This is a genomic window from Octadecabacter algicola, from assembly GCF_021532625.1.
GTDB classification, from domain to species: Bacteria; Pseudomonadota; Alphaproteobacteria; order Rhodobacterales; family Rhodobacteraceae; genus Octadecabacter; species Octadecabacter algicola.
Window position 1 is genome coordinate 261,230 of sequence record NZ_JAKGAR010000004.1, and the last position, 18,875, is coordinate 280,104.

Below are 18,875 nucleotides of genomic sequence, written 5' to 3' on the forward strand. Positions count from 1 at the left end.
CGCATGACCGAACAACGGAATATCGGGCGCTGCTATTGCGGCGCCTGTTCCATTTCTACCTCGGCCGATCCCTCCACGGTCCTGTACTGCCATTGCTCAGACTGCAGGCGGTGGACTGGAGCAGCACTGCCAGCATTTGTAGCTTTCGCGACAGATGATGTAGCCGTAACCCCAAATGTAAACAGTGCACGTTATGAAAGCGGTGCCGTGCGCCAAAACTGTCCTGATTGTGGATCGCCTCTTACGGCAGCATTCCCTTATTTGCCGGATCAGATCTATGTGCCTGTGGGGGTGCTGAATAATCCAGATCACTATCCACCACAGTTACATTGTCATGTGGCATCCAAACCCAAATGGCTCCATATCGAGGATGATTTGGCCCGAGTAACAGCATCGGGGCGCGATACCTTGAATGAGGCCTTTGATGACTGATCCTGTAACGCTCGCGTTTGATACATCTGGTCCGTTTTGCGCCGCTGCCTTGCTTAAGGCGGATGGGCATCTTGTGACCCGCCAAGAAGATATGACACGCGGTCAAGGTGAACGCCTGATGGTGTTGTTGGAAGAATTGCTCGAGGAAGAAGGTACGGCATGGGTTGATCTGGATGCGATTGCCGTCGGTACAGGCCCGGGTAATTTTACGGGCATCCGTATCGCCGTCAGTGCAGCACGCGGGCTGGCGTTGGGATTGGATGTCCCAGCCATTGGGGTCAGTGGATTTCAGTCAGCGGCTTACGGGATGGATAATGTAATCGCCTGTATCCCCGCCCCACGCGACCAAGCTTACGTGCAAGCGTTGGTTTCGGGCGCCGACCCGTCGCCAGCCTTGGTTGACTTAAACGACCTAAAGGCATTCCCCGATGTACCTGCGCGGGCCGAAGCACGGTTTTGCGGTCCAGCAGCAAACGATGTTGCCAATGCCTATTTGGGCCCCATCGCTTCAGAACATGACATCGCGCCGCAGCCTGTACCTTCCATCGAAGCGATCGTTCGGATCGGCGCGGCACAAGCCCACGCGCCGACCAATCGCCCTGCTCCTCTTTATGTGCGCCCAGCAGATGCGGCCCCGTCGCGCGAAGAACCGCCCGTGATCCTGCCGTGACGCCCGAAGGACTAGCGCAAACCCATGATGCCGCTTTTTTTGGCAAAGGTTGGCCCGTCACGGACTTTGCCACTTATCTGAATGATCCTAAGATCTTGATCAGCGGCGATGACACCTGTTTCGCTGTTTTTAGGCTTGCCGGCCCCGAAGCCGAGGTGTTGACGCTCGCTACTCACCCAGACGAACAAGGTAAGGGGCGCGCGGATGATATGCTGCAAAAAGCCTTAGTAACGCTGGCGGATATGCAGATCGAAGATGTGTTTTTGGACGTCGCAGAGGACAACCAAGCTGCCTGCGCATTGTACGACCACGCGGGCTTTTCGTCTTTTGCGCGACGGGATGCCTATTATGCGAGCGGAGCTGCCGCGATCTGTATGAAAGTCGCACTTTACCCAACGTCTCGCGGGTAAATATCGGGTTCCGTTCACGTTTTTTCAAGAATCGGTTGAACTTTCTCCCGTGCCATTGCCTACTTTGCGCCATGCACGACAGCCCTGCCCGTTTCGGGGAGCCGTTGTTGGATGGTCGCAGACCTTTGTGGCCAGCAATAAGAATACGACAACAGAACATGGGAGTTCTCATCATGAGCCTTACAAAAACATTCCTGAGCGCCACTGCGGCCTTGGCGCTGACAGCTGGTTCAGCTTTGGCTGACGGCCCGGCAATCATTTACGATCTGGGTGGTAAATTCGATAAATCCTTCAACGAATCCGCATTCGGAGGCGCGACTCGCTGGGCTGAAGAATCCGGCGAAGAGTTCGCTGAGTTCGAAATCACATCCGACGCCCAGCGCGAACAAGCGATCCGTCGTTTTGCCGAAGCGGGCAACAACCCGATCGTGATGGCTGGTTTTTCTTGGGCGACTCCATTGTCCGAAGCAGCAGGCGACTACCCTGACACGAAATTCGTGATCATCGACATGGTCGTAGATGCGCCAAACGTGCGTTCTGTTGTCTTTAACGAGCACGAAGGCTCTTACCTTGTTGGTATGTTGGCAGCCGAAGCATCCGAGACAGACACAGTATCATTCGTCGGCGGCATGGACATCCCGCTGATCCGCAAGTTCGCTTGTGGCTACGCGCAAGGAGTTCTGGCTGTGAACCCTGACGCGACAGTTATTTCCAACATGACAGGCACAACGCCGGCCGCTTGGAATGACCCGGTAAAGGGCTCCGAGCTGACATTGAGCCAGATTGGCCAAGGATCTGACGTTGTATTTGCGGCTGCTGGCGGCACAGGTATCGGCGTTTTGGGCACAGCCGCTGACGAGGGCATCTTGTCCATCGGCGTTGATGCGAACCAGAACTATCTGTACCCGGGTCAGGTTCTGACATCGATGCTTAAGCGCGTTGATAACGCTGTTTACGAAGCATTCGCAGCTGGTGACGGAGTTGAAGTTGGTTTCAACGTCATGGGCGTTGCGAACGAAGGCGTAGGTTACGCCCTGGACGAATTCAACTCTGATCTGGTGACTGCTGAAATGCAGGCGATGGTTGATGAAGCAGCTGCTTCGATCACATCCGGCGAACTGATGGTCCACGATTATATGTCAGATGAAACTTGCCCAGTGCTTGAATTCTAAGCTGGTCTGACAGACAGTTAAGGGGGCCGCGCTGATCAGATCGGTGCGGCCCTTTTCGATAATCCAAAGAGGGACGGTAAGATGAGCGATGCACTGACCACATTCTTTGACGCTTGGGGAACGGCCGATGCGGATGCTCGGGTGGCGATGTTAAAAGACGCCTGTTCTTCAACGGTTACATATTCCGACCCTCGAAGCGAGGAGCGCCTTTCGGGAATCCAAGCAGTTGCGGACTATGTCGGCATGTTCAGCGCCAACGCGCCGGGATGGACCGCGAAAGTGACCTCTTGTGACGAAGTGAACGGATACTCCCGCGCGATTGTAGCCTTTGGCGGCATGGGACCAGATGGATCAGAAATGGTACAACACGGCACCTATTTCTGCGATTCCGACGCAGGTGGAAAACTGACAATGTTGGCGGGGTTTGTCGGCGTGGGAGCCGTCGAGTGAAGACTGGCTACCGAAGCATTTTCACGTTTCTGCTGGTGACCATTGGGACAACTGGCCCACTCGCTGCACACCCGATGCATTCCGGGATCGACCCTGACATCACCATTGACCGCATATACAGCCAAAACGACAGAGCTGTTGTTGAATTTAGCGGGCAACGTGGCACAATGTATCACTGCGTTATCCGGAACCAACTCAACACTGCGATTGCGACGGCCAACTCAATCGGCGATCGCGGGATAATCGTGGTTGATGGCATCACCGCCGCCGACATTGCCGCCGTATTCTGCCGAAAGATGTATTGATATGAATGACATAGCACCAGCCATCGAACTCAAAGGTATTTCCAAGGCCTTTGGCCCTGTGCAAGCCAATAAGGATATTTCGATCCGTGTAATGCCCGGCACGATCCACGGCATTATTGGTGAAAACGGCGCGGGTAAATCCACCCTGATGTCGATCCTGTATGGGTTTTATAAGGCCGACGCAGGTGAGGTTTTTATATCCGGTGTCAAAACCGAAATTCCAGACAGTCAGGCCGCGATTTCTGCTGGTATTGGCATGGTGTTCCAGCACTTCAAACTGGTGAAGAACTTCAGTGTTTTGGAGAACGTGGTGCTTGGGGCCGAAGACGGCGCACTCTTGAAACCGAGCCTGCGCAAGGCCCGCAAACAGCTGACAGCCTTGTCCGAAGAATATGAACTTAATGTCGACCCCGATGCGATCATTGAAGACATCGGCGTCGGCATGCAGCAGCGCGTTGAAATCCTGAAGGCACTTTATCGCCAAGCCGATATTTTGATTTTGGACGAGCCAACTGGCGTGCTGACCCCCGCAGAGGCCGACCAGTTGTTCCGCATTTTGGGGCGCCTCAAAGAAGAAGGCAAAACCATCATCCTGATTACGCACAAGCTGCGTGAAATTATGGACATCACCGACACGGTGAGCGTGATGCGCCGTGGTGAGATGACCTCAACCGTTAAAACGTCCGAAACAAATCCCGCCGACCTTGCGGAACGCATGGTGGGGCGCAAAGTCTTGTTGCGGGTAGACAAGGTGCCAGCACAGCCCAAAGACGTTGTGTTGGATGTTCGCAATCTAAACGTCACCGACGACAAGGGCGTACACCGCGTCAAAGACGTGTCATTCAACATTCGCGCCGGAGAGATTTTGGGCATCGCGGGCGTGTCCGGCAACGGACAATCAGAGCTATTAGAAGTGCTGGGCGGTTATGAGAAAGCAACTGGCGAGATCTATCTTAACGGCGATCAATTGGATCTGACGGGTGACAAATCCGACGGCCAAAGCCGACGGGCTCGTGGCATTGCCCATGTTCCGGAAGATCGTCAGCAAGAAGGGCTGATCATGGATTTTGCCGCATGGGAAAACACCGCGTTCGGCTATCATCATGACCCTCGCTATCAGCGCAACCGCCTCTTGATGGACAATGCTGCCATCTTGAAAGACACGCAGGAAAAGATGGATCGTTTCGATGTACGACCGCCAAATCCAATGCTTGCGGCTAAGAATTTTTCCGGCGGTAACCAACAGAAAATCGTCGTCGCTCGGGAAATTGAGCGCAATCCCGATGTGTTGCTTGTCGGGCAGCCGACGCGCGGCGTGGATATCGGTGCGATTGAATTTATTCACCAACAGATTGTGGCCCTGCGGGATGCAGGCAAGGCGATTTTGTTGGTCTCTGTAGAACTGGAAGAGATCATGGGCCTAAGCGACCGGATCGCCGTCATGTTTGACGGGCAGATCATGGGCGAGCGACTGCCCAATGAGACGGATGAAAAAGAACTAGGCCTGCTGATGGCAGGCATGACTGACGGGGAGGCAGCGTAATGGATGGCATGCCAAAGTGGGCCGATGTGGTGCTCGTTCCGGTGATCTCGCTGATACTGGCGGCGATCATTTCGGTGATTGTATTTATGGCGATCGGCCAGAACCCGTGGGAGGCGATTAAACTGATGGCGTACGGCGCGGTCGGAACGTCCGATTTCCTTGGGTATACGCTATTTTATGCCACCAACTTTATCTTCACAGGCCTTTGCGTCGCGGTCGCGTTTCATGCGTCTTTGTTTAACATTGGTGGTGAAGGTCAGGTGTTATTGGGCGGCCTTGGTGCGGCGATCGTCTGTATTTTCATTCCGTGGCCCCATTGGACATTGGCTTTGGTCGCAGGCTCGGCAGCGGCCGCGTTGTTCGGCGCACTATGGGTCGTGATCCCTGCATATCTACAGGCGCGGCGCGGATCGCACATCGTAATCACGACGATCATGTTTAATTTCATGGCATCGGGTTTGTTGATTTTCATGCTCGCTGGGCCGCTAAAACCTGCGGGAACCATGCAGGTAGCTACGGGGATTTTCCCTGAAGCGACGCATTTGCCATCACTTCATGATCTGGCAGGTGTCTTCGGGCTTGATCTGTTCGGTCGCTCCCCTGTGAACATCTCAATCTTCCTTGCCTTAGCAGCCTGCGTCGGTGTTTGGGCGTTGATCTGGCACACGCGGTTGGGTTTTGAGATCCGCGCATTAGGTCGCTCAGAAAGTGCCGCAAAATATTCGGGAATTTCCGCTGTTAACATCACCATGATTGCGCTGCTCATTTCTGGCGGGCTCGCTGGGATGATGGCCGTTAACAACACGATGGGTATCAATTCACCGCAATTGGTGGACAACGCCGCAGGCGGCGCTGGTTTCATCGGGATTGCCGTGGCGTTGATGGGGCGAAACCACCCTGTCGGCATTGTCATTGCAGCGCTGTTGTTTGGTGCGCTCTATCAAGGGGGTGCTGAACTGTCGGCGGCAACGTCGGTACAGGTGCAGATTGTTGTCGTCATTCAGGCCTTGGTGATCATGTTCACAGGCGCGTTGGATGAAATGGTGCGCAGCCCGATCCGTAAGATTTTCCTGCGCATGGATCGCAGTTCAGTGGCGGGGGAATAAGACATGGATTTCTTTACATTCGTTCAGCTTGGCGATGCATCCGTACGCATGGCGATCCCATTGTTGCTCGCCTGTTTGGCAGGTCTGTTTTCAGAACGCGCCGGTATTTTTGACATCGGCCTTGAGGGTAAGATGCTTGCGGCGGCGTTTCTGGCCGCGGCTGTGTCATTCACCACGGGGTCGGTTTGGGTTGGTCTATTGGCCGGCATCGCAATCTCTGTGACTTTGTCGTTAATCCACGGGATCGCATCGATCACGTTCCGCGGAAACCAATTGATTTCGGGCGTTGCGATCAACTTTTTCGCCGCCGGTTTGACGGTCGTCATCGCACAAGGCTGGTTCGCACAAGGCGGGCGCACACCGTCCTTGCCACGTGAAGCACGGTTTGGCAGCGTTGACTTCCCAGGTGCGTTGACACGGGTACGCGACAAGATGCAAGCCAGCCCCGGCATGCAGTTTTACTCCGAATTCATCTCTGGTCACTCGATCCTTGTATATCTGGGCCTACTGACTGTGCCTTTGTCATGGTGGATTTTGTATCGGACACGGTTTGGCCTACGCCTGCGTGCCGTCGGCGAAGCACCCGAAGCCGTGGATACGGCTGGTATTTCCGTGGTGCGATTGCGGTTTAGTGCCGTGATCATCGCCGGTATTCTGTGCGGCATTGCAGGGGCGTATCTGTCAACCGCAGTTCAGGCTGGTTTCACCAAAGACATGACGGCCAACCGAGGCTTTATCGCGCTTGCGGCGTTGATCTTTGCCAAATGGCGGCCGTGGTATGCGCTTGGCGCGTGTTTGTTGTTCGGCTTGTTCTTTGCAATCGATAACCGGTTCCAGAACATCCAATTGCAAGTAATCTGGATCATGGTGCTATTGATCGGCGTTTCGGTTCTTATGACGTCGTGGGCGGCCCGCAAGGAAAAGATCGACCTTTGGGTCTTGGGTGGTTTGTCGGCTGTGTTGACGCTCATTGCATTGTTGGCGTGGCGTGGCGCGGTTACCGATGAAATCGGTGCGATGGCAGCATTGTTCGAAACCGTTAAGGTCCCAAGCCAGTTGATCCAGTCCCTACCCTATCTCTTTGTGGTGATCGTGTTAGCAGGCTTTGTCGGCAAGGCCATTCCACCACGTGCTGGGGGGCAGCCTTATGTCAAGGAACGCTGAAGAGCTCGCGGACAAGATCCGCGAAATTGCAGGCGATGCACCGGTCAAGGTTGGCTTGATCCTCGGATCGGGGCTTGGCCATCTGGCAGGTGCTGTTGAAGGCGTCGCCATACCTTATGACGAGCTTGAGGGCTTTCCTCATGCTGGTGTCAGCGGTCACAATCCAAACCTCGTGATTGGTCAACTTGAAGGGGTGCGGGTCGCCGTGTTTGGTGGCCGTGCGCATTATTACGAGAGCGGACGTGGCGACGCGATGCGTTTACCGCTTGAGGTACTAAAGGCGCTTGGCGGCGAAGTGATGATCGCAACCAATGCGGCAGGATCGATGGTGCCCGAAATGCCGACCGGTTCGATTATGAACCTAAGCGATCACATCAATTTCAGCGGATTGAACCCTTTGATTGGCGAACAATCCGATGCGCGTTTCGTTCCAATGAAAGATTGCTACGATCCAGAATTGCGCAACCTGTTGGACACCGCCGCCAACGGGGCAAAGGTCGATATGCACAGCGGTGTTTACGCATGGTACTCGGGTCCTTCTTTTGAGACCGTTGCCGAGATCAAGGCGATCCGCACGCTGGGCGCCGATGCCGTCGGTATGTCCACGGTGCCTGAGGTGATCCTTGGTCGGTTCCTTGGGCTGCGGTGCGCTGCGATTTCTACGATCACCAACATGGCGGCGGGTATGTCCAATGAATCCATCAGCCATGAACACACCAAAGCAATGGCGCCGTTAGGTGCTGCGAAACTTGAACTGGTCTTACGAGCCGCGTTACCCCATATTTAAGTATAACATCTGGCCATAAGACTGGCTTGTATTTGGCCGTAGCGCCACCCGCCAAGAGAGGCGTAAGAGACCGTATGCAAATTTACCTGCCCATCGCGGAAGTGTCGGTGAATGCCTTTTTGTTGCTCGGACTGGGCGGCATTGTTGGCATTTTATCAGGCATGTTCGGTGTGGGCGGCGGGTTCTTGATGACGCCGCTTTTGTTTTTCATCGGAATTCCACCAGCCGTCGCGGTTGCGACAGAGGCCAACCAGATTGTGGCGTCTTCTTTTTCGGGTGTTCTCGCACATCTCAAACGTAAGACCGTTGATCTTAAAATGGGCACGGTACTGCTTATTGGGGGGTTGATTGGGGCTGCCATTGGTGTGGTCTTGTTCAACTACCTCAAGGCACAGGGCCAAGTCGATTTGTTGGTCAAACTTTGCTACGTCGTATTTTTGGGCGTGGTCGGCGGGCTGATGTTTATTGAGAGCCTTCGCGCTATTCGCAGGTCGCGAAAGCCGGGTGGCGGCGTTCCCGTGCGGCGTAAACACGGGCTGGTACATGCCCTGCCGTTCAAGATGAAGTTCCGTGTATCTGGACTTTATATCTCGGTTATTCCGCCGCTTTTGGTGGGGTTGTCCGTAGGCATTCTGGCGGCAATCATGGGTGTTGGTGGCGGATTCATCATGGTGCCCGCGATGATCTATCTTCTGGGCATGCCGACCAAAGTGGTGATCGGCACATCACTTTTTCAGATCATTTTCGTAACCGCGTTCACCACCCTGCTACACGCGACGACCAACTTCACTGTTGATATCGTCCTTGCCGTATTGTTGCTGGTTGGTGGTGTGATCGGGGCGCAGATTGGCACTCGGATCGGAGTGAAGATGAAAGCGGAATCGCTGCGCATTCTGTTGGCCATGATGGTTCTTGCGGTGTGCGGCAAGCTGGCGCTTGATCTGTTGCTCACTCCGAGCGAGCTTTATTCCCTTGGCGCAAGCGGGGGGCACTGATGATCCGTCTGTTTGCCATTCTTATTGCGTTCCTATTACCGGCAATGGCCGCCGCTCAATCCGAAGAAATCGTGCTTGGGCTTAGCCGCGATGAAGTCGCGATTACCGCAACATTCAACGGTTCAGATGTCTTGATCTTTGGAGCAGTAAAGCGCGACGCGCCGTTGCCTGACGGCGGCCCTTTGGAAGTGATCATTACACTGGCGGGACCAAGCGAACCCGTAACGGTTCGGCGCAAGGAACGTGTCGTCGGCATCTGGGCCAACACGGATGCTGTCGAAGTGGACGAAGCACCCTCATTTTATGCGGTCGCGACCTCGGCGCCTATGCCAGCTGTGCTTCGTGACATCGAAGATTTACGCCATGCAATTAGCATTCCTCGTGTGATCCGATCCGTTGGCGCACCTGACACGGTCGCCAACGCCGAAACGTTTACAGAAGCCCTCATTCGTATTCGGGCTGGAGCCGGATTATATCAGGTCCTTGAAGGGGGCATTGATGTTGAAGAGGAAACTCTTTTTCGCGGCCAGATTTCTTTGCCCGCTGCGTTGACGGAAGGCGACTACGTTGCGCGGATCTTCATCACGCGAGATGGTTTGGTTGTCGACAGTTATGAAACCAAGATCGCCGTCTATAAAGCCGGTTTGGAACGTTGGTTATATGACACATCGCGAAATCAACCGCTGCTCTACGGATTGATGTCGTTGGCGATTGCGATTGCGGCGGGTTGGCTCGCATCTGCTGCGTTCCGGGTTTTCCAGCGCTAACTAGCCACGCCCGACAAAGGGCATTTGTGTCGCCATCAATGTCTGAAACAGCGTGTTGGCTGTCAGGGGCAAGTTCGCCATGGTCCAGATCGCATCCGCAACGAGGCTCGCTTCGATCATAGGAGGAGGAGGAAGCCCCGCATCTGCGTTTCTTTGGGCGATGGCATTGATCATTGGGCTTTCCGCATTGCCGATATCGATCTGACCACATGCGATGCCAAAGGGGCGACCATCCAGCGCTAAGGTTTTGGTCAACCCGCTGACGCCATGTTTGGTGGTTGTATATGTCACCGATCCCTCACGGGGAGTATGGGCCGAAACAGACCCATTGTTGATGATCCGCCCGCCTTGCGAGGATTGGTGCCGCATCGCGCCAAAGGCGGCACGAGCGCACAAGAACATGCCGGTCAAATTCACATTTACCGCGTCCAACCAATCCTGAACCGGAATTTCATCAATCGGTGCAGGGTCGGTGAAAATGCCTGCATTGTTAAACAAAACGTCAAGTTGCGGGGAAACTCTAGCGAAACTGGCGAAAGCCTGTTCAACAGCATCAGCATTGGTAACGTCACAAGGCAGCACATGGGCATTGGCATGATCGCCTGCCACATCGTGCAGGGCCTGTTCGCGTCGCGCGATAAGGCCAACAGTCCAACCTTCAGCCAGAAACTTTTCAGCGACAGTTCGGCCAATGCCACTGCTGGCACCGGTGATGATGATGCTTTTCATTGTATGTCTCCGTCGATCTGCGTTTGGAGTTCCAACGGGGCCGGTGCGACGACCAAATCGTCTGTTCGCAGGGTTCCAGAAGGCCGCGCGAGGCGGTTTCGAACCACCCAGCACAGGCGATTTTCAGCACGGGTGATGGCAACATAGGCAAGACGTTTCCACAAAGGCTGTCCCGCCTCGACCCGCCCCATGCGAGAGGCCGCGTAGATGTCCGGTGCAAACACCTGCACCGTATCCCACTGGCTGCCTTGGGCTTTGTGGATCGTGACGGCGGCCCCATGAAGGAAAGTCGCCCCCATCCTTGCGGCAAAAGGAATGAAAGGTTCCTCGTCGCCTTCTAGTTCGATTTTCACGATGCTGGCGGCGCTCACTTGCGGGTCTTCTGCCCCCATCACATGAAGGCGCGAAAACCCCGGTTTGCGGCCTGGTCCGAGGTAGATCACTTGCGCCCCTTTAATGAGGCCGCGGGCCTCAAGGTCTAGACGTTTTTTACGGTGCTTCACCGGCAGTTCGATGCCGTCACAGATCAGCGGTTCCCCTTCGAGGAGTTCATCCGGCGGGGCACCAAATGCATTGCGAAAGGCGTGGATCAGTTTGATGCGGGTCGCGTTGCGCCACACAAGGCAGGGGCTGCGCGCCATAAGATCGCTTTCGACCCGTTGAGCCATAACGACGCGATCATCTTTTGCAGCAGCTTCGGCAACGAGTTGTTCGAAGGCGTAGAAGTCCACCTGCGGGTCAGCCAGCGCATGGGCCAAATCAAGGATCGGGTTGTCAGCTGTCTGGCGGTGAACGCGGGACAGCACAAGTTGGCGCGACTCTGGCAATTTGTGAAACACCATTTGCCCGCCTTCGGCCTTTACGGGCGGTAGCTGGGCGGGGTCACCAAACAATACAAGCGTAGGAAAGATATCTTTTAGGTCTCCAAACTGCTTTGCATCAAGCATGGAAGACTCATCAACGAAACCGATGTCCAGAGGGTCTTCACGGCGCTTCCATCCGGTGATGAAATCGCTGCCGCGCAACCCTGCCGCCGCGAGCGCCGCAGGTACCGACGAGTTAATTTGATACGATGCAAAGGCGCGATCCAGCGCGACTTCGGTGAGGCCCTCGATCTCGGGCTTTTCGCCCTGACCGGCCAACCATTCGGCGATCTTTTCGTACTCGGGATCATACATCGGCGTATAAAGAATACGGTGGATCGTCGTGGCGGGCACCCCACGGTTACGCAATACACTGGCCGCCTTGTTTGTCGGCGCGAGGATCGCGAGGGTCCGCCGATCACGGCGCTTTTTGCCCTCGTAATCGCCCGAGACAATATCAACGCCGGCCTCTTTCAAGGACTTGAAAAGTTCAGCCAAAAGCAGGGTCTTACCACTACCCGCTTTGCCCAAGACCGCGACGACAGAACTGTCGGAGGCTTCTGTGGGCGGGCGCGTTTCGCCGCTAAGGATGTCCACCCCAGCCGCGCCCAAAAGGTCGGACACGGCGTCCCATGCTTCGGCTTGGTCGTCAGAGAGGGTTAAGGCAATATCAGTCATGGCGCGACCCTAACGGCGGGGCGCAGGCGGGGCCAGCGGTTAGGCTGCGACGGGGCGGGAATTTTCGGGCTTTTGCCCAAAGGCCCGCGCATACCAGTGTTCGGATACCGTTGATGAGAGCCCAGCGCGCGCCAAAACATTTAAGCGATCCGTCGGGTGGTAGTCCCAAAGACCAACGCTGATCTTATCGCGCCCTTGCCCGCTGCTGCCTAAGACAGTCGGGCTTGATCCGGTGCGGCGGTAAATGCGAACCATGCGCGCATCAAAAACGCCGACGAATTGGCGGACACCAAAGCCACGCATCAATTCCCCCCCGCCCAGCATTAGGGCGGCGGCCACTCGGGCATTGGCATCTGGCGCCAAACAAAATCGCGTAGATTCCCAGATATACTTACTACAGATTTTGCCTCCACCCATTAGGTCGCTGAAGTGATCGTTCACCATCGTTGGCCCTGTGGTCGGCAAAAATCGCATGGACCCACCGTGACGCCCATTTGGGATTTGCCAGATCACATACAGAGGGTCATGGTCATCATAACTGTCTCGTTCGTGCCCATTTCTATCAACGGTAACGTCCCATCCAAGGCGATCGTGAAACTGTGCGGCACGATGGCGAAACATCGAGTCCGCCAAGACTGGGTGTAGCTTAAGTTGCGATCCATAAAGATATCGTAGCATTTTCGGGCCTCCATCCGTTGGGATGGAACGCTAACTCACAGGAATTAATGCTAGGTTTGGATGGCGCGCGTTAGGTGTTGCACGCGTAGTTTATTCTGCAGCAGCACCCGTTCTTCCGGGCCAATCACCGCTGGCATTGCGGGCAGCACCGCCCATAACAATCAACCCTTCGGAAACCGCACGGGCGACTGCATGCATGGTGTTTGATGCACCGAGTTTGAAACGTGCGCCTTCGACGTAAGCCCTCAAGGTATGTTCAGAAATTGACAGCGTTTGCGCCACCTGACCACGCGAATATCCCATTGCCAAAAGAGTCAGAACATCGACTTCTCTCCCCGAAAGCGGTTTCACGGGATTGGGCAGGCGTCTTGTTTCCAGCTCCAACGCTTTTTGGTTGAAGGAATGTGCACAAAGCAGCCAATCGCGACGGTGTTTTTCGATCAGGTTGGCCCAAGTGACATCGTCGGCATTTCCCGAAATCGAAAACATTGCGAACTGGCCTGAGGGGCCGCGTATCGGGATCGAATAGCCCTGATTACCGACACCGGCGCTAAGCGCTTCTGATCGAAACGTGATGGCGGACTTGCTGGTCCAATCAAGGGCTTTCCAATCGACAGGGTGAAACCGTTGGAAACAGCCAATCACAACGGGATCAATACGCAGATACCCTTGGTCAAGATAATGCTGCACCCATGAGGCGGCATAGGTACCACAACCGTATTGTTCGCCGTCCGCAGAAACCCAGTGATAGACCAGATGCGCGATATCGAAATGATCGCGCAGCGCGGTAATGCAATCTTGGAGATCGTTAAGGCCTGTGGCCTGATCCAATTTCAGCAAGAACGGCTGCAGGTTGGCTTTCATTTACATTCGCCGCTTGGGGCGCCCCTTCTAGCATCGAGGTGATCTCAGACTCGGCAATGCTAGACGTGACGTCCAGTTGGGCAGCCAAAAGAGGCAGCCCATTCTGATCGGCGAAGGCACGCAGGTCGGAAATTACGTCGATGATCCATTTCTGTCCCATTTTTACCCTCTGCGTGTTCCGTTAAAGAATGGTTAAGTCACGAGTATAGAATCGGAGTGATTAACAAATCACCCTACTGAAACGACCCCGCCGGAAATGGGGAGGGATGATTTTCGCAAGCGATTGAAAACGAATTGGGGCCGCACAGCTCTTGCTGGCGGCCCCATCTTTTATTTGTCGCGTCGCGGTGCGGTTTAGCCCTAGGCGTCGAGAACCTCTTCGAGGGTACGCAGACCCGTTTTAGGGGCCTGAACCAGAACTGACATGTTGCCCGGCTTATGTTCGTTGCGCAGCATCTTGGTGTGCGCCGCTGGCAGCTCATCCCATGGGAAAACTTCGGACATGCACGGATCAAGGCGGCGCTCAACCATTAGGTTGTTAGCCGAGGACGCCTGTTTCAGGTGCGCAAAGTGGCTACCCTGAACGCGCTTTTGGTGCATCCAGAGGTAGCGCACGTCAAACGTACAGTTGAACCCCGTGGTGCCCGCACAAATCACGACCATGCCGCCCTTTTTGCAAACAAGCGTGGAGACAGGGAATGTTGCTTCGCCAGGGTGTTCAAACACCATGTCGACGTTATTGCCTTTACCAGTAATGTCCCAAATTGCCTTGCCAAACTTACGTGCTTCTTTGAACCAAGCTGCATACTCTGGTGTGTTTACCGTCGGCAGCTGACCCCAGCAGTTAAAGTCCTTGCGGTTGATAACGCCTTTGGCACCAAGGCCCATCACGAAGTCACGTTTATCTTCGTCCGAGATCACGCCGATCGCGTTGGCTCCTGCCGTGTTAATCAGCTGGATCGCGTAAGAGCCAAGACCACCAGATGCGCCCCAAACGAGAACGTTCTGACCTGGCTTGAGGTCATGTGGTTCGTGACCGAACAACATGCGGTAGGCCGTCGCGAGTGTCAGTGTATAGCAAGCCGCTTCTTCCCACGTCAGATGCTGCGGGCGCGGCATCAATTGCTGCGCTTGCACGTTGGTGAACTGCGCGAATGAACCGTCTGGTGTTTCGTAACCCCAGATCCGCTGAGAGGTAGAGAACATCGGATCGCCGCCGTTGCATTCCTCGTCATCACCGTCGTCTTGGTTGCAGTGCACTACAACTTCATCGCCGATCTTCCAGCGTTTCACTTTGTCGCCAACTGCCCAGACGATGCCAGACGCGTCAGAGCCTGCAATGTGGTAATCTGCGCCATGCCCATCAAACGGGCTGATAGGTTGACCGAGACCAGCCCAAACACCGTTATAGTTAACGCCTGCAGCCATAACGAGCACGAGAACTTCGTGGCTGTCGAGCTTTGGTGTGTCCACGACTTCGAGTTCGAACGCCTTGTCAGGTTCGCCGTGGCGTTCGCGGCGGATCGTCCATGCATACATCTGTGCAGGAACGTGACCCATCGGCGGGATTTCCCCCATCTCATAGAGGTCTTTTTTCTCTGCTTCGTAAGTGAAGGCTGCGTTGTCATCGAGGGCCATGTGCGTCTCCATCGGGTCCATAAACTTGATTGCTGCAGCGCGGAATCACTGCGGCTTTGAGCAAGGATTAGAACCGATGAAGAAAGATTGCAACTCTGTAGGGCGTTTTTTTGTAATTTTATGTCCGCCGCAGCGCAGCGTTATGGGAAATGGTGGCCAATCGAGTTGGCGTAGTATTGCAGAACAGCCCCATCATCTTCTGTGTAGGTGAACGACTCGGTGCCTGTCAGGATGTCACGACGACGCAAATTGGCGATACCATCCTTGGCGATGTCGCTTGCGTTGCGGCGGGGTTTGGGAACGGAGACGGGGAGCGTTTCGAGGGCTTCAGTGATATAAGTGGTCACTTCGGCTGCTGATTTGGCACCAGCTAACACGGCATGCGCCACGAGCGGCACTGGCAGGAGCGGCACCGCGCCGGCAATCCGCGACATCAGTGCGCTGCCGACGGCCTCGGTCTTACCTGAATGGCTTTGGACAAATTCCTTAAGAGAGAGAGGTTGCCCGAAACTGACGTTTGCCGTGCCGAAGGTTGTCATTTTGCCCCGAAGTCGCGCCCAAAGATAACCAAAAACACCGCCCAAGACCGTAAACAATGGCGGGCGGAAGCGGCGCTTCCCAGAGATATGGGCCTGTATCAAGAACCGGTCTTCGAGGACGCGGTCATAGTTCAATGCCACAGGAACAAAGATCACATCGCGGCCATCTGCGTCATAGCCGTCTACGATGTAACTTAGGATTCCCAAACGCGGATCACTCAGCGCCCCAGTAATGGATAGGCCGCCTTCGGGAAAGACCGCTTGGGTAACACCACCCGTCGTCGCCATCTGGACGTAACGTGCTAGAACCTTACGATATAAGGCGCGTGCTCGGGGCGTACTGCGGGATTTACGACGGATAAAGTAACCGCCCATCATCTTGATAACGGCCGACAGCGGCCAAACCCGCGCCCATTCGCCTACCGCATACGACAGTGCGCCTGCGCGGCTGACCAAATGGGTTACCAGTACGTAATCCATGTTGGAGCGGTGGTTCATTACAAAGATCACGGTCGCGTCTTTGTCGATCGCTTCGTACTCGGCACGGTCAAATTGTCCGACGCGCAAACGGTACAAGAAACGCGACATCCATTTCGCCAAACGCATCCCGAACGAAAAATAAGCCGTGGCTGAAAAGGATGGCACAATCTCACGAGCGTAGTGGCGAGCCTTCTCAAAGGCCACGTCTTCGCGGACGTCTTCAGCATTGGCGTATTCATTAACGGCTTTGATGACTTCGGGATCAAACACCAAACGTTCGATGGTATCGTAACGCCGCGCAAGCTTGAACGGCTCAATCGGTTTGGCCAGTCGCTTGTTTAATCGTGCGACGACCTTTTCGGCACGTCGGCGAAAGAACCAGCGCACGGACGGAAACAGAAAATGTGAAGCAAAGGTCACGGCGGCAAACAGCACCATCAAGACCAACAGCCAAAGGGGTATCGCGATTGGGGTTGTCATGGGGGGAAACTGTCAGGCTTAGCCCCTAACGTAAATGGGGTCATGCCGCAGTGCAGCGCGTTGACAAAAGCATAATATGTCGGTTAGCAACGCATGAAAGCAATATAATTGCGCGAACTGATTCACGAGGCCCCGCTATGTCGCAGACGCAGAAAACACCGACAAAAGACCGCCCTTGGCTGTTTCGCACCTATGCCGGCCACTCAACGGCAAAAGCATCGAATGCGCTGTATCGGGGCAATCTGGCAAAGGGGCAGACGGGGCTTTCGGTTGCGTTCGATCTGCCAACGCAGACGGGTTATGACAGCGATCACGTGCTGGCACGGGGCGAAGTCGGCAAAGTTGGGGTTCCAGTCTGCCATTTGGGCGACATGCGTGCGCTGTTTAATGATATTCCTTTGGAAAAGATGAACACCTCGATGACGATCAACGCAACGGCCCCTTGGTTGTTGGCGCTGTATATCGCTGTAGCCGAAGAGCAGGGTGCGGATGTGTCCGCCCTGCAGGGCACCGTGCAGAACGACATCATCAAAGAATACCTAAGCCGCGGAACATATATCTGCCCCCCTGCCCCGTCCTTGCGGATGATTACAGATGTGGCCGCGTTTACCCGCGAGCACCTACCCAAATGGAACCCGATGAACGTCTGTTCCTACCACCTACAAGAGGCAGGTGCGACGCCGGAAGAAGAACTGGCCTTTGCTTTGGCGACTGCAATTGCAGTTCTGGACGATCTGAAAGGAAAAGTTCCTGCCGAGAATTTCCCAGCCATGGTGGGGCGCATTTCATTCTTTGTGAATGCGGGAATTCGGTTCGTAACCGAGATGTGCAAAATGCGCGCTTTTGTTGAACTTTGGGATGAGATTTGCGCTGAACGTTATGGTGTTGAAGATCCGAAATTCCGCCGTTTCCGCTATGGGGTTCAGGTCAATTCATTGGGCCTTACAGAGCAGCAGCCTGAGAATAACGTTTACCGCATTTTGATCGAAATGTTAGCAGTGACATTGTCCAAAGATGCCCGCGCCCGCGCAGTGCAATTACCGGCATGGAACGAAGCCTTGGGTTTGCCACGCCCTTGGGACCAGCAGTGGTCATTGCGAATGCAACAGATTCTGGCGTTTGAAACCGATCTGCTGGAATACGACGATCTGTTTGAAGGCAACCCCGCCGTGGAGCGCAAAGTGAATGCGTTGAAGGACGGAGCGCGTGCAGAATTAGCACAAATCAACGCTATGGGCGATGCGCAAGAAAAGATCGAATATATGAAAGGGCGTTTGGTTGAATCAAATGCCGCACGCATTGCCGGAATTGAAACAGGCGAAACCACCGTTATTGGCGTGAACAAGTTCCAAAATGGTGAACCGTCCCCACTAACGTCTGGTGAAGACGCGATTATGGTGAGCGACCCGGAAGCCGAAGCAGATCAGCTTACGCGCCTTGATGCGTGGAAAACCGACAGAGACGGTGACGCGGTCGCCAAAGCACTTGCGGACCTGAAGGCCGCTGCGCTGGATGGCAGCAACATCATGATCCCATCCATCGCGGCCGCAAAAGCAGGGGTTACAACGGGCGAATGGGCGGAAGTGATCCGTCAGGCGTTCGGTCAATACCGAGGTCCGACCGGTGTGAGCCACAACCCATCCAACCGTACCGAAGGCCTAGACGATATTCGCGAGCGCGTTTCGGCGGTAAGCTCAAAGCTGGGGCGTAAGTTGAAGTTCCTGATGGGCAAACCTGGCCTTGATGGTCACTCAAACGGAGCCGAACAGATCGCTGCCCGTGCGCGTGATTGCGGCATGGACATCACCTACGAAGGCATCAGATTAACGCCCGATGAGATCCTCGAGGCCGCCGTTCGGGATGAAGCACATGTCATTGGCCTGTCAATTCTATCAGGGTCACATATTCCATTGATTACTGAGTTGATGGAAAAATTGCGCGCCCAAGGGCTTGATCATATTCCGGTCGTTGTCGGCGGAATTATCCCAGATGAAGACGCCGCGCATTTGGAAGCTATCGGTGTCGCGCGGGTCTATACACCCAAAGATTTCGAGTTGAATGTCATCATGAATGATATTGTGACCTTGGCTGATCCGGCAACAATTGCTGCGCAATAACGACGGTT

General features: G+C 54.9%; 20 protein-coding genes. 13 read left to right on the forward strand and 7 right to left on the reverse strand.

Annotation, left to right across the window (positions count from 1 at the left end; genetic code table 11):
* Positions 1-3 precede the first annotated feature (3 nt).
* From L0666_RS16380 to L0666_RS16435, 12 genes are all read left to right on the forward strand, one after another.
* Positions 4-432, forward strand: a complete 429-nt coding sequence (locus tag L0666_RS16380; RefSeq protein ID WP_235262465.1) for a GFA family protein — start codon at positions 4-6, stop codon at positions 430-432.
* Entirely contained in the window at positions 425-1,102 is a 678-nt protein-coding gene (gene tsaB, locus L0666_RS16385; RefSeq protein ID WP_336246282.1) for a tRNA (adenosine(37)-N6)-threonylcarbamoyltransferase complex dimerization subunit type 1 TsaB, read from the forward strand. Before L0666_RS16380 ends, tsaB begins: the two co-directional genes overlap by 8 nt.
* The gene (locus tag L0666_RS17215; RefSeq protein WP_235262466.1) at positions 1,099-1,512 is read left to right on the forward strand and encodes a GNAT family N-acetyltransferase; all 414 of its coding nucleotides are present in this window, start codon (positions 1,099-1,101) and stop codon (positions 1,510-1,512) included. The genes tsaB and L0666_RS17215 overlap by 4 nt, the downstream gene beginning before the upstream one ends.
* Positions 1,513-1,685: 173 nt before the next feature.
* A complete protein-coding gene (locus L0666_RS16395; RefSeq protein WP_235262467.1) occupies positions 1,686-2,684 on the forward strand; it encodes a BMP family lipoprotein in 999 nt (332 codons plus the stop codon).
* Between the two features lie 81 nt (positions 2,685-2,765).
* Positions 2,766-3,134 carry a molecular chaperone GroEL gene (locus L0666_RS16400; protein ID WP_235262468.1) on the forward strand — a complete coding sequence of 123 codons (369 nt, stop codon included), beginning with the start codon at positions 2,766-2,768 and terminating at the stop codon, positions 3,132-3,134.
* Complete coding sequence (locus L0666_RS16405) at positions 3,131-3,439, forward strand: hypothetical protein (protein ID WP_235262469.1); 309 nt, start codon at positions 3,131-3,133, stop codon at positions 3,437-3,439. Before L0666_RS16400 ends, L0666_RS16405 begins: the two co-directional genes overlap by 4 nt.
* A 1-nt stretch (position 3,440) precedes the next feature.
* A complete protein-coding gene (locus tag L0666_RS16410; protein ID WP_235262470.1) occupies positions 3,441-4,982 on the forward strand; it encodes an ABC transporter ATP-binding protein in 1,542 nt (513 codons plus the stop codon).
* Positions 4,982-6,088, forward strand: a complete 1,107-nt coding sequence (locus L0666_RS16415) for an ABC transporter permease (RefSeq protein ID WP_235262471.1) — start codon at positions 4,982-4,984, stop codon at positions 6,086-6,088. The genes L0666_RS16410 and L0666_RS16415 overlap by 1 nt, the downstream gene beginning before the upstream one ends.
* Positions 6,089-6,091: 3 nt before the next feature.
* Positions 6,092-7,252, forward strand: a complete 1,161-nt coding sequence (locus L0666_RS16420; protein ID WP_235262472.1) for an ABC transporter permease — start codon at positions 6,092-6,094, stop codon at positions 7,250-7,252.
* The gene (locus L0666_RS16425; RefSeq protein ID WP_235262473.1) at positions 7,236-8,039 is read left to right on the forward strand and encodes a purine-nucleoside phosphorylase; all 804 of its coding nucleotides are present in this window, start codon (positions 7,236-7,238) and stop codon (positions 8,037-8,039) included. The genes L0666_RS16420 and L0666_RS16425 overlap by 17 nt, the downstream gene beginning before the upstream one ends.
* 74 nt (positions 8,040-8,113) lie before the next feature.
* Positions 8,114-9,034: a sulfite exporter TauE/SafE family protein gene (locus L0666_RS16430; protein WP_235262474.1), complete on the forward strand. Its 921-nt coding sequence runs from the start codon at positions 8,114-8,116 to the stop codon at positions 9,032-9,034.
* On the forward strand, positions 9,034-9,801 hold the full coding sequence (locus L0666_RS16435) for a TIGR02186 family protein (RefSeq protein WP_235262475.1): 768 nt from the start codon (positions 9,034-9,036) through the stop codon (positions 9,799-9,801). Before L0666_RS16430 ends, L0666_RS16435 begins: the two co-directional genes overlap by 1 nt.
* Here L0666_RS16435 and L0666_RS16440 read toward each other — a convergent pair whose 3' ends face one another.
* The 7 genes from L0666_RS16440 to L0666_RS16470 all read right to left on the reverse strand — a co-directional run bounded on the left by L0666_RS16440 (position 9,802) and on the right by L0666_RS16470 (position 16,750).
* Entirely contained in the window at positions 9,802-10,530 is a 729-nt protein-coding gene (locus L0666_RS16440) for an SDR family oxidoreductase (protein ID WP_235262476.1), read from the reverse strand.
* Positions 10,527-12,071, reverse strand: a complete 1,545-nt coding sequence (locus L0666_RS16445; protein ID WP_235262477.1) for an ATP-dependent DNA helicase — start codon at positions 12,069-12,071, stop codon at positions 10,527-10,529. Before L0666_RS16445 ends, L0666_RS16440 begins: the two co-directional genes overlap by 4 nt.
* Before the next feature lie 39 nt (positions 12,072-12,110).
* Positions 12,111-12,749, reverse strand: a complete 639-nt coding sequence (locus L0666_RS16450; protein WP_235262478.1) for an acyl-homoserine-lactone synthase — start codon at positions 12,747-12,749, stop codon at positions 12,111-12,113.
* Between the two features lie 90 nt (positions 12,750-12,839).
* Positions 12,840-13,613 carry a helix-turn-helix transcriptional regulator gene (locus tag L0666_RS16455; RefSeq protein WP_235262479.1) on the reverse strand — a complete coding sequence of 258 codons (774 nt, stop codon included), beginning with the start codon at positions 13,611-13,613 and terminating at the stop codon, positions 12,840-12,842.
* The gene (locus L0666_RS16460) at positions 13,558-13,773 is read right to left on the reverse strand and encodes a hypothetical protein (RefSeq protein WP_235262480.1); all 216 of its coding nucleotides are present in this window, start codon (positions 13,771-13,773) and stop codon (positions 13,558-13,560) included. The genes L0666_RS16455 and L0666_RS16460 overlap by 56 nt, the downstream gene beginning before the upstream one ends.
* Positions 13,774-13,973: 200 nt before the next feature.
* On the reverse strand, positions 13,974-15,251 hold the full coding sequence (ccrA, locus tag L0666_RS16465) for a crotonyl-CoA carboxylase/reductase (protein WP_235262481.1): 1,278 nt from the start codon (positions 15,249-15,251) through the stop codon (positions 13,974-13,976).
* A gap of 140 nt (positions 15,252-15,391) precedes the next feature.
* Positions 15,392-16,750 carry a 1-acyl-sn-glycerol-3-phosphate acyltransferase gene (locus tag L0666_RS16470; RefSeq protein ID WP_235262482.1) on the reverse strand — a complete coding sequence of 453 codons (1,359 nt, stop codon included), beginning with the start codon at positions 16,748-16,750 and terminating at the stop codon, positions 15,392-15,394.
* 137 nt (positions 16,751-16,887) lie between these two features.
* Here L0666_RS16470 and L0666_RS16475 point away from each other — a divergent pair, with 137 nt between their 5' ends.
* The gene (locus L0666_RS16475; RefSeq protein WP_235262483.1) at positions 16,888-18,867 is read left to right on the forward strand and encodes a protein meaA; all 1,980 of its coding nucleotides are present in this window, start codon (positions 16,888-16,890) and stop codon (positions 18,865-18,867) included.
* Positions 18,868-18,875 lie beyond the last annotated feature (8 nt).

Coding starts and splice junctions, on each gene's coding strand:
- L0666_RS16460 (WP_235262480.1), bottom strand. CDS start 13,773: ATGGGACAGAAATGGATCATCGACGTAATTTCCGACCTGCGTGCCTTC.
- L0666_RS16380 (WP_235262465.1), top strand. CDS start 4: ATGACCGAACAACGGAATATCGGGCGCTGCTATTGCGGCGCCTGTTCC.
- L0666_RS16435 (WP_235262475.1), top strand. CDS start 9,034: ATGATCCGTCTGTTTGCCATTCTTATTGCGTTCCTATTACCGGCAATG.
- L0666_RS16445 (WP_235262477.1), bottom strand. CDS start 12,071: ATGACTGATATTGCCTTAACCCTCTCTGACGACCAAGCCGAAGCATGG.
- L0666_RS16470 (WP_235262482.1), bottom strand. CDS start 16,750: ATGACAACCCCAATCGCGATACCCCTTTGGCTGTTGGTCTTGATGGTG.
- L0666_RS16440 (WP_235262476.1), bottom strand. CDS start 10,530: ATGAAAAGCATCATCATCACCGGTGCCAGCAGTGGCATTGGCCGAACT.
- L0666_RS16420 (WP_235262472.1), top strand. CDS start 6,092: ATGGATTTCTTTACATTCGTTCAGCTTGGCGATGCATCCGTACGCATG.
- tsaB (WP_336246282.1), top strand. CDS start 425: ATGACTGATCCTGTAACGCTCGCGTTTGATACATCTGGTCCGTTTTGC.
- L0666_RS16415 (WP_235262471.1), top strand. CDS start 4,982: ATGGATGGCATGCCAAAGTGGGCCGATGTGGTGCTCGTTCCGGTGATC.
- L0666_RS16430 (WP_235262474.1), top strand. CDS start 8,114: ATGCAAATTTACCTGCCCATCGCGGAAGTGTCGGTGAATGCCTTTTTG.
- L0666_RS16475 (WP_235262483.1), top strand. CDS start 16,888: ATGTCGCAGACGCAGAAAACACCGACAAAAGACCGCCCTTGGCTGTTT.
- L0666_RS16425 (WP_235262473.1), top strand. CDS start 7,236: ATGTCAAGGAACGCTGAAGAGCTCGCGGACAAGATCCGCGAAATTGCA.
- L0666_RS16395 (WP_235262467.1), top strand. CDS start 1,686: ATGAGCCTTACAAAAACATTCCTGAGCGCCACTGCGGCCTTGGCGCTG.
- L0666_RS16455 (WP_235262479.1), bottom strand. CDS start 13,613: ATGAAAGCCAACCTGCAGCCGTTCTTGCTGAAATTGGATCAGGCCACA.
- L0666_RS16410 (WP_235262470.1), top strand. CDS start 3,441: ATGAATGACATAGCACCAGCCATCGAACTCAAAGGTATTTCCAAGGCC.
- L0666_RS16450 (WP_235262478.1), bottom strand. CDS start 12,749: ATGCTACGATATCTTTATGGATCGCAACTTAAGCTACACCCAGTCTTG.
- L0666_RS16400 (WP_235262468.1), top strand. CDS start 2,766: ATGAGCGATGCACTGACCACATTCTTTGACGCTTGGGGAACGGCCGAT.
- ccrA (WP_235262481.1), bottom strand. CDS start 15,251: ATGGCCCTCGATGACAACGCAGCCTTCACTTACGAAGCAGAGAAAAAA.